The 13,359-nt window shown below is 61.6% G+C and carries 10 protein-coding genes, 2 tRNA genes and 1 pseudogene; 8 read left to right on the plus strand and 5 right to left on the minus strand.

Annotated elements, in window-relative coordinates; genetic code table 11:
* Positions 1-2: 2 nt before the first annotated feature.
* Both MUU54_RS05460 and MUU54_RS05465 read left to right on the plus strand, forming a co-directional pair.
* Positions 3-77: transfer RNA gene (locus MUU54_RS05460), tRNA-Glu, on the plus strand.
* Positions 78-243: 166 nt separating this feature from the next.
* Positions 244-318 (plus strand) — tRNA-Glu (locus MUU54_RS05465).
* 21 nt (positions 319-339) lie between these two features.
* Here MUU54_RS05465 and recJ read toward each other — a convergent pair.
* The 4 genes from recJ to MUU54_RS05485 form a co-directional block, all read right to left on the minus strand.
* On the minus strand, positions 340-2,175 hold the full coding sequence (gene recJ / locus MUU54_RS05470) for a single-stranded-DNA-specific exonuclease RecJ (RefSeq protein WP_247243028.1): 1,836 nt from the start codon (positions 2,173-2,175) through the stop codon (positions 340-342).
* Between the two features lie 106 nt (positions 2,176-2,281).
* On the minus strand, positions 2,282-3,607 hold the full coding sequence (locus MUU54_RS05475) for a homoserine dehydrogenase (protein WP_247243029.1): 1,326 nt from the start codon (positions 3,605-3,607) through the stop codon (positions 2,282-2,284).
* A 48-nt stretch (positions 3,608-3,655) separates the two neighbouring features.
* A complete protein-coding gene (locus MUU54_RS05480; RefSeq protein ID WP_247243030.1) occupies positions 3,656-4,876 on the minus strand; it encodes an LL-diaminopimelate aminotransferase in 1,221 nt (406 codons plus the stop codon).
* Positions 4,877-4,976: 100 nt separating this feature from the next.
* Positions 4,977-5,435, minus strand: a complete 459-nt coding sequence (locus MUU54_RS05485; protein ID WP_247243031.1) for a hypothetical protein — start codon at positions 5,433-5,435, stop codon at positions 4,977-4,979.
* Positions 5,436-5,506: 71 nt separating this feature from the next.
* On the opposite strand from MUU54_RS05485, the gene MUU54_RS05490 reads away from it, so the two are divergent.
* The 5 genes and pseudogenes from MUU54_RS05490 (at position 5,507) to sthA (ending at position 11,292) form a co-directional block, all read left to right on the plus strand.
* A complete protein-coding gene (locus MUU54_RS05490; RefSeq protein WP_247243032.1) occupies positions 5,507-7,351 on the plus strand; it encodes a PHA/PHB synthase family protein in 1,845 nt (614 codons plus the stop codon).
* Positions 7,352-7,360: 9 nt separating this feature from the next.
* A complete protein-coding gene (sfsA, locus tag MUU54_RS05495) occupies positions 7,361-8,080 on the plus strand; it encodes a DNA/RNA nuclease SfsA (RefSeq protein ID WP_247243033.1) in 720 nt (239 codons plus the stop codon).
* Between the two features lie 25 nt (positions 8,081-8,105).
* Positions 8,106-8,942 carry a type I methionyl aminopeptidase gene (map, locus tag MUU54_RS05500; RefSeq protein WP_247243034.1) on the plus strand — a complete coding sequence of 279 codons (837 nt, stop codon included), beginning with the start codon at positions 8,106-8,108 and terminating at the stop codon, positions 8,940-8,942.
* Positions 8,943-8,945: 3 nt separating this feature from the next.
* Positions 8,946-9,672, plus strand: a pseudogene (gene radC, locus MUU54_RS05505) (RadC family protein).
* 150 nt (positions 9,673-9,822) lie between these two features.
* Positions 9,823-11,292, plus strand: coding sequence for a Si-specific NAD(P)(+) transhydrogenase (gene sthA / locus MUU54_RS05510; RefSeq protein WP_247243035.1), 1,470 nt, complete (start codon positions 9,823-9,825; stop codon positions 11,290-11,292).
* 59 nt (positions 11,293-11,351) lie between these two features.
* Here sthA and rpsD read toward each other — a convergent pair whose 3' ends face one another.
* Positions 11,352-11,969: a 30S ribosomal protein S4 gene (gene rpsD, locus MUU54_RS05515; RefSeq protein ID WP_247243036.1), complete on the minus strand. Its 618-nt coding sequence runs from the start codon at positions 11,967-11,969 to the stop codon at positions 11,352-11,354.
* Between the two features lie 391 nt (positions 11,970-12,360).
* Between rpsD and MUU54_RS05520 the strand changes: the two genes are divergently transcribed.
* The gene (locus tag MUU54_RS05520) at positions 12,361-13,350 is read left to right on the plus strand and encodes a TerC family protein (protein ID WP_247243037.1); all 990 of its coding nucleotides are present in this window, start codon (positions 12,361-12,363) and stop codon (positions 13,348-13,350) included.
* The last annotated feature ends 9 nt before the right edge of the window (positions 13,351-13,359 follow it).

Raw genomic sequence — 13,359 nt, forward strand, 5'->3', positions numbered from 1 at the left:
ACGCGCCCTTCGTCTATCGGTTAGGACGCCAGATTTTCATTCTGGAAAGAGGGGTTCGACTCCCCTAGGGCGTGCCACCTTCCCCTTTATTAAGCTCCTGATTTACCTCGCGCTTGCCTTCTCAAGCAGCGATGTCTTTGAACCTTCTTCCCCGTCTTCCTTTTTGTCTTTTTGTGACGAAAACCGCAAATTCCCGCTTGCGGGGAATCCGAGCCCTGACTATAAGGGCGCCACACCGCGCACGCGCCCTTCGTCTATCGGTTAGGACGCCAGATTTTCATTCTGGAAAGAGGGGTTCGACTCCCCTAGGGCGTGCCACTTCTTCTTGAAATTCAACGGTCAAGCGGCTGGCGCCGCATCCAGGATGCGCAGCTGTATGCGCCGGTTTCCCTGCCACTGATCTCCGCTCAAACAGCCTGCGACGTGCAGCTGAGTTCCACGCCCGTTCAAGAGCAGGTTGCCGAGCGGCGTCTCTGCTGCCCGGAAGGCAATCGCATCGACACAGGTACCGTCGGCCGCCTGAAGCACCGCCTTCACATGCGCGGTGCCGATCAGACGCGCGTCCTTCACCCGGTGCGCCGGCATCGCAAAGATCGGCTGCGGGTGACCCGAACCATAGGGCCCAGCCTGCTCCAGTTGATCAAACAGGTCCAGCGTTGCGCCGGATGCAGAAAGCGCTCCGTCTATCTTCAGCACATGATTTGCAACGAGGCCGGGAACGACTTCGCCTGTGGCCTCGTCGAAGAACCCGCGCAACTGACCGAGCTTCGGTTTCTCCACGGTCAGGCCGGCAGCCATTGCGTGGCCTCCACCCTTGACGAGCAGGCCTTGATCCACCGCAGCGCGCACCATCTTGCCCATGTCGAAGCCGTTGATCGACCGACCGGAGCCCGTGCCCTTGCCGGAAGGATCGAAGGCGATTGCGAAGGCCGGCCGCTTGAACTTCTCCTTCAGGCGCGCCGCCAGCAGACCGACGATCCCCGGATGCCAATTGTCGCGCGCCGTCACCAGCACGCTCGCCGTTTCCCCATCGCCATATTCCGCCATCACTTCGGCTTCGGCTTCCGCCAGCATCGCCTGCTCCATCGCCTGGCGTTCGCGATTGAGCTCGTCCAGCCGTCCCGCGATTTCCTCGGCTGCGGCAGCATCGTCAAGCGTCAGCAAACGACTACCGAGAGCCGCGTCACTGATGCGACCGCCAGCATTGATCCGGGGACCAACCAGAAAGCCAAAATGATAGGGCGTCACGGGCCCTCCAAGGCCAGCCTTCTTGAACAGCGCTGCCAGACCGGCATTGTTCATGTGGCGGGCCGCAATCAGACCCTTGACCACGAAGGCTCGGTTGAGACCCTTGAGCGGTACGACGTCGCAAACTGTCGCAAGAGCCACGAGGTCCAGCCAGCGCAGGAGATCAAGCGAGGCGGCCAACGGGTGGCCCCGCTCCCGCAGCATCCGGGCTGTTGCCACGAGCACCATGAAGACAACACCGGCGGCACAAAGATGCCCCTGCCCCGACAGGTCGTCCTCCCGATTCGGGTTAACGAGCGCATAGCAGGGCGGAAGCGCGTGAGACAACTGGTGATGGTCGATCACCACGACGTCACAGCCTGCCTCCTGCGCCGCCGCCAGCGCATCGTGGCTCGTCGAACCGCAGTCGACGGTGACGATCAGGCTCGCGCCGTTCGCAATCAGCTGACGGACCGCCGGCGGATTGGGGCCGTAGCCCTCGAAAATGCGGTCCGGGATGTAGATCTCGGCGTCCTGCCCGAAGTGCGCGAGAAACCGGTGCAGAAGCGCCGAAGATGACGCACCGTCCACGTCATAGTCGCCAAAGATCGCCACCTTCTCGCCTCGCTTGATTGCGTGCGACAGCCGCGCGGCAGCCTTCTCGCAGTCGGTCAGCGTGAAAGGCTCCGGCATCAACGAGCGGATTGTCGGGTCGAGAAAAGCCGGCGCCTTGTCGAGTTCGACGCCACGCCCGGCAAGAACTCTGGCGACGAGATCGGGGATACCGTGAACCTGAGAAATGGCGAGCGCCCGGTTCTGCGCTGCTTGGTCGAGACGCGAGACCCAGCGCTGATTGCAGACAGAACGCTCCACGTTCAGGAACGCGCGCGGTACCGGATCGACTTGAGTATCGGTCGAGGGAATGGTGGGAAGGTGCCTCACGGTCATGAAGCTTTACTAGACCATCCCCCGGAGAAACGGAATCACTTTAACTGCAAGACACACTCGCATATTGCTGATGATCTTGCGCGCGATGTCAGCAAACAGAACGAGGCTAGAACGCCTTCGGCCGCTCGATGCGGATGACCTGCGGCTCGCCGACGAGATAGCTCTCGCCCTTGATTGCCGTCACCGCGTTGCGAACCGATTCCTCCGTCGTGGCATGCGTCACGAGGATGATCGTCTTGGAGCCCGCCGCGGCCTGCGGCTGAGGGCTCGCGCGTTGGACGATCGATTCCAGCGAAATGTTGTTTTCGGCCATACGGCTGGCGACGCTGGCGAAAACGCCGGTGCGATCGGCGACGGTAAGGCGGATGAAGTAACCGCCCTCATGGCTTCTCATCCGCGCCTTTACATAAGGAGCCAGTGCCTTGGCGGGCGTCCCGAGAACCGGCACCCGCTGTTCCCCGGGACGGCTCTTGGCGATGTCGGCAATGTCGCCAAGGACGGCAGATGCCGTGGCGTCTCCGCCGGCGCCGGGGCCGACCATCAACAATTCGCCGAGGATATCCGACTCGATCGCCACGGCATTCGTTACACCGTCGACCTGAGCGATCACGGTATCGCGCGGCACCATGGTCGGATGAACCCGCTGCTCGATGCCACTTTCCGTCTTCTGCGCCACGCCGAGCAGCTTGATGCGGTATCCGAGATCCGCCGCCGCCTCGATGTCCTGGATCGAGATGTTGCTGATGCCTTCGAGATAGATCTCATCCGCCGCGATCTGCGTGCCGAAGGCGAGCGTCGTCAGGATGGCCAGCTTGTGCGCCGTATCGTTCCCCTCGATGTCGAAGGTCGGATCGGCTTCAGCGTATCCGAGACGCTGTGCTTCCCGCAGGCAGTCCTGGAAGCTCAGCCCTTCCTTTTCCATCCGCGTCAGGATGTAATTGCAGGTGCCGTTCATGATGCCGTAGACGCGCGATACCTTGTTTCCGGTCAGCGATTCCCGTAGCGCCTTGATGACTGGGATGCCGCCCGCAACGGCAGCCTCGAAGTTCAGAAGGACGCCCTTTTCCTCCGCGAGTGCGGCCAGCTCAACGCCATGCTTTGCGAGCAGCGCCTTGTTGGCCGTCACCACGTGGAGACCCCGCTCGAGCGCGGCCCGAACGGCTTGGTCAGCCGCCCCTTCAGCGCCACCGATCAACTCGACGAAGACGTCAATGTCGGCTTCGGTCGCCATCGCTTCGGCGGAGCCGAACCAGGTGATATCGGAAAGGTCCACGCCCCGGTCCCGCGACCGGTCTCTGGCACTCAATGCGCCGATCTCGATCGCCCGTCCGCAGGTCACCGCAAGCTCTTCTGCCCGCTCTCTGATGATCCGGACGAGCGAGGCACCGACGGTACCAAGACCCGCAATGCCGACTTTGAGGGCGTCTGCCATGATGAACTTCCTGGATATTGGGAGGCGCCCGTGAACCGGCCGCCGAGACTAGCGGCGGGTGTTGAGCGAAATCACGTTGTGCATGGTTTCGTCCGCCGTGGAGAGGAACTTCTTGATGTTGCGCGCCGCCTGGCGGATGCGGTGCTCGTTTTCCACCAGCGCCAGACGGACGTAGTCATCGCCCATCTCGCCGAAGCCGACGCCGGGCGCGACCGCAACATCGGCCTTCTCGACCAAAAGCTTTGAGAATTCGAGCGAGCCGAGATGGCGGAACTTCTCGGGGATCTTCGCCCAGGCGAACATCGTCGCCGCGGGTGGCGGCACTTCGAAGCCGGCCTTGCCGAAGCTCTCGACCATGACGTCGCGCCGGCGCCTGTAGACATTGCGCACTTCGGCGATATCCGAGCCATCCCCGTTCAGCGCATGGGTTGCAGCAACCTGGATCGGCGTGAACGCCCCGTAGTCGAGGTAGGACTTCACCCGCGTCAGCGCCGCAATCAGTCGCTCGTTGCCGACGGCAAATCCCATGCGCCAACCGGGCATCGAGAAGGTTTTCGACATGGAGGTGAACTCGACCGCAACATCCATTGCGCCCGGCACCTGCAGAACCGATGGCGGCGGATTGTTCTCGTCGAAGTAAATCTCGGAGTATGCAAGGTCCGACAGCACGATGATCTCGTGCTTGCGGGCAAAGTCGATCACATCCTTGTAGAAATCGAGCGACGCCACATGCGCCGTCGGATTGGACGGATAGTTGATGATCAGCGCCAGCGGCTTCGGGATCGAGTGGCGAACCGCCCGCTCCAGGGGGCCGAAGAAGCTCTCGTCCGGCTCGACGTTCATCGAACGGATCACGCCGCCTGCCATCAGGAAGCCGAAGGCGTGGATCGGATAGGTCGGGTTGGGGCAGAGAATCACATCACCGGGTGCGGTGATTGCCTGCGCCATGTTGGCGAAGCCTTCCTTGGAGCCGAGGGTGGCGACGACCTGCGTCTCGGGATTGAGCTTCACGCCAAACCGGCGGGCGTAATAGGCAGCCTGCGCCCGGCGCAAGCCCGGAATGCCCTTTGACGACGAATAGCGGTGGGTGCGCGGGTCCTGAACCACCTCGCACAGCTTGTCGACGATCGCCTTGGGCGTCGGCAGGTCGGGGTTGCCCATGCCGAGATCGATGATGTCGGCGCCCGCCGCTCGCGCGCTCCCCTTCAAACGGTTGACCTGTTCGAAGACATAGGGCGGCAGTCGGCGGACCTTGTGAAACTCTTCCATAAATCTCCCCGTGGAAGCACGCGCGGTATCTGACCGCGCGGGGATATCGCCCAAATCGGCGATTTCGTGGTTTGAAACCAAACCGCCCGAAAGGCAAGCGCTAATTGGCGATTGCAGCTTCCGCTTCGGCGGCATGCTGTGCCGCGAGCCTGCGCAGTTCTGCCAGCCGTTGTTGGTACTCCGCTTCCGACACATGTCCATTGGCACGTGCTTGCGCCAGCGCCGAAAGTTGAGCCTCCGTACCGGCCGCCTGCTCGTCCGCGATCTGCGTGTTGGCGGCGGTCAGCTGCGGGCCGAAGGTTGGATAGGTGCCCGTGTTGCGCTTGGCGAGCGGCCGGCCTTCGGGAGCGCCCTGCCCCGATACCACGATTGCCTGCGGCGCCGTGTTCGGTATCCCGTCGTCGAGCGCAAAGCTGTTGCAGCCCGCCAGGAGAATCGGCAGCGTGCCGACACACAGGAATAGGGGCAGCGAAGCCGCCCGGCGCCTCAGTTCTTCCATCGCATCCGCCCAATTTTCGGCGTTCAAAAAGTCGACGCGCGCGGCGTCATTCGCTGGCACTTGTAAGCATTTTCCGGCACTATGTACAAAAGAAATCAAACCACAAGAACACTTCTGTCGCGGAGGACCGGTTGACTGACAAGAGGGAGGAGAAGCAGTCGGGGGAGCAAACCTTCCCCGGCTTTGATCCGCAGTCCGTCGAAGCCTATATGGTGAAGGATCCGGCGGCGCTCGCCGTCAACCTGGCGCGTGCGCTCGAACACGTTGGTCAGGCCGCGTCCCAATGGCTGGATGCCCGTGAGGCCGGAGAGCCCACCGACCCCTCGGCCGATCCCGTCACCGATATGGTGAAGACACTTTCCGAGGTGGCGCAGTACTGGGTCTCGGATCCGAAACGGACGCTTGAAGCACAGTCGCTGCTCTTCTCCAGCTATATGGCGATCTGGACGCGGACCCTCTCGAAGTTTGCCGGTCAGGAGGTAGCAGAGCCCGAGAACCTGCCGCAGGACAAGCGCTTCGCTCACGAGGAATGGATCAAGAACCCCTTCTTCGCCTTCCTCCGACAGGTCTATCAGGTCACTGCATCCTGGGCCGAAAAGCTGGTAGCCGAGGCGGAGGGGCTCGACGAACATACGCGCCATAAGGCGGCCTTCTACATCCGGCAGATGACTGCTGCCCTGTCGCCCGCCAACTTCGCGCTGACCAATCCAGAGGTTTACCGCGAGACGGTGGCCAGCAGCGGCGCCAATCTCGTCCAGGGCATGCGGATGCTTGCGGAAGACATGGCGGCTGGCGGCGGCGAACTGCGGCTGCGGCACACCGACCATACGAAGTTCAAGATCGGGGAGAACCTCGCCCTCACTCCCGGCAAGGTGATCGCCCAGAGCGATCTCTGCGAAGTCATCCAGTACGACCCGAGCACGGAGACCGTGCTGAAGCGGCCCCTGCTGATCGTGCCGCCATGGATCAATAAGTTCTACATCCTGGATCTGACGCCACAGAAGAGCTTCATCAAGTGGTGCGTGGAGCAGGGACACACCGTCTTCGTCATCTCATGGGTCAATCCCGACATTCGGCACGCGGCGAAGGATTGGGAGGCCTATATCGAGGAAGGCGTCGATTTCGCGCTCGAGACGGTGGAGAAGGCGACGGGGGAGGAAAAGGTCAATGCCATCGGCTATTGCGTCGGCGGCACGCTGCTTGCGGCAACCCTCGCCCTGCATGTCCGCCGCAAGAACAGCCGGATTGCCTCGGCCACCTTCCTGACGACACAGGTCGACTTTACGCTTGCCGGCGATTTGAAGGTCTTCGTTGATGAGGAGCAGCTGACGGCGATCGAAAAGCAGATGCACAAGACCGGCTATCTGTCCGGGTCCAAAATGGCCACCGCCTTTAACATGCTGCGCGCCTCGGAGCTCATCTGGCCGTATGTCGTCAACAACTACCTGATGGGCAAAGAGCCGATGCCCTTCGACCTTCTCTACTGGAACGCCGATTCCACCCGCATGGCTGCCGCCAATCACGCGTTCTACCTGCGCAACTGCTACCTCGACAACACGCTGAGCAAGGGCGAGATGAAGCTCGCAGGCGAGGTCATCTCGCTGAAGGACGTCAAGATCCCGATCTACAACCTCGCCACCCGCGAAGATCACATCGCGCCGCCTCGCTCCGTGTTTAAAGGCTCCTCGCTCTTCGGCGGGCGTGTCGAGTTCGTGCTGAGCGGCTCCGGCCATATTGCAGGCGTCGTCAACCCGCCCGAAAAGCAGAAGTACCAGTACTGGACCAACGGAAAGCCGATCGGCGGATTCGATGACTGGGTGAAGAAGGCGCGAGAAACGAAGGGGTCCTGGTGGCCGCACTGGCATGCTTGGATCGAGAAGCGGAATGGGGTGCGCGTCGCTGCTCGCAAGCCGGGCGGGGATGCGCTCAACGCAATAGCCGATGCGCCTGGCACATTTGTTCTGGAGCGGGTATAGCCGCGGATAATGAGGTTCGATCCGCCGCTTGTACCCGCAACGCTCGTTCAGCGCTACAAGCGCTTCCTGTTTGATGCCGTGCTCGATGACGGCACGCCGATTACCGGCTCCTGCCCCAACACCGGATCGATGCGCGGCCTGACGAGGCCCGGCTCCCGCATCTGGATGTCGCTCCACGACAGCCCAACGCGAAAGTACCGCCACATGCTGGAGATGGTGGAGGCGGACAGGACACTGGTCGGCATCAACACCGGGCTGCCGAACCGTCTGGCCGAAGAGGCGCTCCTGGCGGGCCTTGTCCCATCGCTCGATGGCTACGGCACCCTCCGTCGTGAGCAACGATATGGCACGAATTCCCGCATCGACATCCTTCTGACGGAGCCTGGCCGCCCGGATGCCTATGTCGAAGTGAAGAACGTGCACTTCATCCGCAAGGCTGGTCTCGCCGAATTTCCGGATACAGTCACAAAGCGCGGCACGAAGCATCTGGAAGAGATGGCGCGGATGGTGACGCAAGGTCATCGTGCCATCATGCTCTATATCATCCAACGATCCGATTGTGATGCGATGAGCCTTTGCGAAGACCTCGATCCGACCTATGTCGAGGGCTTCCGGCGCGCAGCAAAGCAAGGCGTGGAAGCCTATGCCCTTCGCTGCCGCGTAGCGCCGCAAGAAATCGTCGCGACCGACCTGGTCGCAATAGACGAACTGCGGGCGTGTGCGTTATGAACGGTCAGGCAACGAGAACGAGCAGATGGTGAATTATATCGACGCGTTGGCGGCGCCGCTGAAGAATACGGGCGCAATTCGCCTCTACAGCGCAGAGGACTTTGCCGGCATGCGCAAGGCGAGCCTGCTGACGGCGCGCTGCCTGGATGAACTGGCCTCGATCGTCAAACCCGGGGTGACCACCAACGAGATCGACCGCTTCGTCTTCCAGTTCGGAATGGACCACGGTGCGCTGCCGGCGACGTTGAACTACCGCGGCTACAAATACTCCGTCTGCACTTCCATCAACCATGTCGTCTGTCATGGCATGCCGGACGACAAGCCGCTGAAGGAAGGCGAGATTGTCAACGTCGATGTCACCTACGTCCTTGACGGCTGGCATGGCGATTCAAGCCGCATGTATCCCGTCGGACAGATCAAGCGCGCTGCCGAACGCCTGCTGGAAGTCACCTACGAGTGCCTGCTGCGCGGGATCGCAGCGGTCCGGCCAGGTGCCCGGACAGGCGCCATCGGCCAGGCGATTCAGACCTATGCCGAGGCAGAACGCTGCTCCGTCGTCCGCGATTTCTGCGGCCACGGCGTAGGACGCCTTTTCCACGACACGCCGAACATCCTGCATTATGGCCGTGCCGATGAAGGACCAGAGCTGCGCGAGGGCATGATCTTCACCATCGAGCCGATGATCAATCTCGGCAAGCCGCACGTAAAGGTGCTGTCGGACGGCTGGACGGCCGTCACGCGCGACCGCTCGCTGTCGGCGCAATACGAGCATGCCGTCGGCGTCACCGCCACCGGCTGCGAAATCTTCACGCTTTCGCCAGCCGGCCTCGACCGCCCTGGCCTGCCGCCCTTGAAGGGATAGCCGATGAACAATCGTCCCGCCCCTCCCGATGACGGTGCAATGCCAGCCATGGATGAGGGCCTGGACGAACGCGGCTTCTTTGCGGAGCAGCCTCCGAAGCCCGCAACGCTGAACCCCGCAACGCTGAACCCCGCAACGCTGAAGCGCGGGCTGCTGGCAAAGCCGGAAGAGAAGCAGGCTCATTATCACGGGCATCGGGACCGGCTGAGGGCACGAACGGCGACGGCGCGCTGGCAGGCGTCTTCGGTGCCCTCACCTCGCTTCTCCAGGAGGTCGACGGCATCGGCGAAGCGGTAGCCCTCGATCTGAAGCTTGTTTCCACGGTCGCGCACCGGATGCTGAAAAGCGAGCTTCGCGGCAAGCAGGTTCTCTCCTCCTGGTCTCCGTCATCGACGGTTGCCACGCGCCCATCGTCTATGACTCGTGAGAACAGTTCCGGATCCTCTTCCTCGACAAGCGAAATACCCTGATAGCCGACGAGATCCAGGGGCGGGCACGGTGGACCATACGCCGGTTTATCCGCGCGAGGTGGTCCGCCGTGCGCTGGAGCTTTCTGCAACCGCCATCATCCTCGTCCACAACCATCCGAGTGGCGAGTCGACACCGTCGCGCGCCGATATCGATATGACCCGCACGATCATCGAAACGGCAAGCCGGCATCACCGTCCACGACCACATCATCATCGGCAAGGACGGCCACGCCACCCTGAAGCGGCTGAGGCTGATCTAAGGCTCCGCCCTCGCCTTTCCCAGCCGCAATGCGAACAAAGGCGGCCTTCGACCGTTTTCCTCCAGGCGCCTCAATCAAACCGTAAGACAAGCCTGATACTGATGCAGCAGCAGCGGCGGTCGCCGCCGGAATGACCAAGCGGAGCAATCCATGAATCACTACGACCTCATCGTCGTCGGCAGCGGACCGGCGGGACGCCGCGCCGCCATCCAGGCCGCAAAACTGGAAAAAAGCGTTCTCGTCATCGAGCGCGGCCGTCGCGTCGGTGGCGTCTCCGTCCACACCGGAACGATCCCCTCGAAGACGCTCCGCGAAACGGCCCTCAACCTCTCCGGCTGGCGCGAGCGCGGCTTCTACGGCCAGTCCTATCGTGTGAAGCAGGACATCAGCGCCGACGACTTACGCCGACGGTTGCTGATCACGCTCGACCACGAGGTCGAGGTGCTGGAGCATCAGTTTTCCCGCAACCGCGTGCAACACATCCGCGGCACAGCGAAGTTTACCGATCCCAACACGCTCGAGGTCGAGAAGACGGATGGCGAGGTCATGCATGTCAGCGCCACCTCCATCCTCCTGTCCGTAGGCACCCGCCCCTATAGGCCAACCAACATTCCCTTCGACGGCGCCGCGATCATCGACAGCGACGAGCTGCTGGAGATCAAGCAGGTACCGCGCTCCCTGATCGTGGTTGGCGCAGGCGTGATCGGGATTGAGTACGCCACCATCTTCAGTGCGCTGGACACGCAGGTTACCGTGGTGGAGCCACGCCAGAGCATGCTCGATTTCATCGACAAGGAGATCGTCGAGGACTTCACCTACCAGCTGCGCGACCGCAACATGAAGCTGATTTTCGGTCAGACGGTCGAGAAGATCGAGAAGGACGAGAACGGCAAGTGCCGGATCGAGCTCAGCAATCACCGGGTGCTGCAGTCCGAGACGGTGCTCTTTGCGGCCGGACGCATGGGCGCCACCGACACCCTCAATCTGCCCGCCGCTGGGCTGGAAGCCGACAGCCGCGGGCGGCTGAAGGTCGACCCCGAGACCTTCCAGACATCCGTGCCGCACATCTACGCCGCAGGCGATGTCGTCGGCTTCCCGAGCCTTGCCTCGACTTCGATGGAACAGGGACGGATTGCCGCCCGCCACGCTGTCGGCGCACCGGCAAGCGAGCCGCCGCAGTATTTCCCCTATGGTATCTACGCCGTTCCGGAGATCTCGACCTGCGGGCTTACGGAAGAGGAAGTCATCGAACGAGGCATCCCCTATGAAACAGGGATAGCCCATTTCCGCGAAACATCGCGCGGCCACATCATGGGGCTCGATACCGGCCTCCTGAAGATGATCTTTTCGCGCAAGACCCGTCGCCTGCTCGGCGTCCACATCGTTGGGGAAGGCGCGACCGAACTGGTGCACATCGGCCAGGCGGTGCTAAACCTGAAGGGAACGGTCGATTACTTCGTCGAGAACACTTTCAATTATCCGACGCTCGCCGAGGCCTACAAGATCGCGGGCCTCGATGCCTGGAACCGCATGGGTGAGGGCCCGAAGGAAGCGCCAGTCGCGACCGGCGAGTCGCTCGACAAGAACCTTGGCGTCATGAAAAAAGCCGCGTCGAGCTGACGCGGCTTCAATTCCCGGCCAAGGCCAGAAAGCGGGGCCCGATACCGGGCCCTTCTTTATTAGCGCGAGTAGAACTCGACGACGAGGTTCGGTTCCATTATGACGGCGTAAGGCACGTCAGAAAGGCTCGGAACGCGAACATAGGTGGCGGTCATCTTGCTGTGATCAGCATCGATGTAGTCCGGAACGTCACGCTCGGCGAGCTGAACAGCTTCCAGAACCGAAACCAGCTGCTTGGACTTCTGGCGGACTTCGATGACATCGCCAGCCTTGCAGCGGTAGGAACCGATGTTGACCTTCACGCCGTTGACGGTCACGTGGCCGTGGTTGACGAACTGACGGGCAGCCCAGATCGTCGGCACGAACTTGGCGCGATAGACGATCGCGTCGAGACGCGACTCGAGCAGGCCGATCAGGTTCTCGCCGGTGTCACCCTTGCGGCGGTTGGCTTCTTCGTAGATCGCACGGAACTGCTTCTCACGGACATCGCCGTAATAGCCCTTCAGCTTCTGCTTGGCGCGCAGCTGCACACCGAAGTCAGAAAGCTTGCCCTTGCGGCGCTGGCCGTGCTGGCCCGGGCCGTATTCACGACGGTTGACCGGGGACTTCGGACGGCCCCAGATGTTTTCGCCCATACGGCGATCGATTTTGTACTTGGACGACGCGCGCTTGCTCATCGTATTTCCTTTCAATGGTCTACACCAGGTCCTTAAGGAACCGGATCAAGGAAACACGCCCTCCTCTGAACCCCATTTTGGGGATCCTGACAGGTTTCTCACGAAAGCGTCCGGAGAAAACCACGGGACATGTCAAATGAAACACCGGGCGTTGCCACCCGGTGCTGGCGCGGTCTTTAGGGGGTCGTCATGAAAATGTCAACAGCGATGGGAGGAGAGCAACCGCCCAACACCCGAACGACAGGCTCACGGAAATTTATCGTGTCGTGCACTTGAACAACAATCGGCGTACCTCCAAGTGATCGCGAGCACCGGGCCCCTCTGACGTGTATCGCCGGATCGACCGTGATGTCGGTGCTTCTGATCAACCTTGATCCGGCATGGATATGTCATGGATTTCCTATGGGTTGATTTCCAGGGGGCCGCCGTCTGGATGTGGCTCGCCTTTGTCGCAGCCGTGATCGGACTACTCGCACTCGATCTCGGCGTCCTCCACAAGAAGAACAAAGAGATCGGCATCAAGGAAAGCCTCCTGATGTCGGGCTTCTACATGACGCTCGGCATTCTCTTTGCCGGCTTCGTGTGGAGTCAGTTCGGCCAGCAGGCCAGCCTCGAATATCTCACCGGCTTCGTCATCGAGAAAAGCCTCGCGATGGACAACATCTTCGTCATCGCGATGATCTTCGGCTATTTCTCCATCCCCGGCCAATATCAGCACCGTGTCCTGCTTTACGGCATCCTCGGCGTCATCGTCCTGCGCGGCATCATGATCGCGGCCGGCGCGGCCGCCGTCGACAACTACGGCTGGGTGCTCTACCTCTTTGCCGCCTTCCTGATCATCACCGGCATCAAGATGCTGTTCTCGAGCAGCGAGCCTTATGACGTGGAGAACAACCCGGTCCTGAAGCTGCTGCGCAAGCGCCTGCCGGTGACCGATCGACTGCATGGCGAGAAGTTCCTTGTCCGGGAGCCTAATCCAAAAACCGGCAAGCTGAAGACATTTCTGACGCCGCTGATGCTGGCGCTGATCCTGATCGAGTTCGCAGACCTTGTCTTTGCGGTCGACTCCATCCCCGCGATCTTCGCCATTACCACTGACCCGTTCATCGTTTACACGTCGAACATCTTCGCAATCCTCGGTCTGCGCGCGCTCTATTTCGCGCTCGCCGCCCTGATCCACCGCTTCGCCTATCTTAAGTATGCGCTCTCCGTCGTCTTGATCTTCATCGGTTCCAAGATCTTCGTGGCCGACATGCTGGGCCTGGCAAAGATCCCGCCGATGGTCTCGCTCGGCGTGACGCTCGCGATCCTCGCGGCCGGCATTATCGGCTCGCTCTGGGCGACCCGCGACAAGCCGGCTCAGATCAAGGCGGCGGAATAACCTGCCTAT

The sequence above is a fragment of the Pseudorhizobium tarimense genome (assembly GCF_022968135.1).
In the GTDB taxonomy this organism is placed as follows: domain Bacteria; phylum Pseudomonadota; class Alphaproteobacteria; order Rhizobiales; family Rhizobiaceae; genus Neorhizobium; species Neorhizobium tarimense.

Coding starts and splice junctions, on each gene's coding strand:
- sthA (WP_247243035.1), top strand. CDS start 9,823: ATGAATCACTACGACCTCATCGTCGTCGGCAGCGGACCGGCGGGACGC.
- sfsA (WP_247243033.1), top strand. CDS start 7,361: ATGAGGTTCGATCCGCCGCTTGTACCCGCAACGCTCGTTCAGCGCTAC.
- recJ (WP_247243028.1), bottom strand. CDS start 2,175: ATGACCGTGAGGCACCTTCCCACCATTCCCTCGACCGATACTCAAGTC.
- map (WP_247243034.1), top strand. CDS start 8,106: ATGGTGAATTATATCGACGCGTTGGCGGCGCCGCTGAAGAATACGGGC.
- MUU54_RS05520 (WP_247243037.1), top strand. CDS start 12,361: ATGGATTTCCTATGGGTTGATTTCCAGGGGGCCGCCGTCTGGATGTGG.
- rpsD (WP_247243036.1), bottom strand. CDS start 11,969: ATGAGCAAGCGCGCGTCGTCCAAGTACAAAATCGATCGCCGTATGGGC.
- MUU54_RS05475 (WP_247243029.1), bottom strand. CDS start 3,607: ATGGCAGACGCCCTCAAAGTCGGCATTGCGGGTCTTGGTACCGTCGGT.
- MUU54_RS05480 (WP_247243030.1), bottom strand. CDS start 4,876: ATGGAAGAGTTTCACAAGGTCCGCCGACTGCCGCCCTATGTCTTCGAA.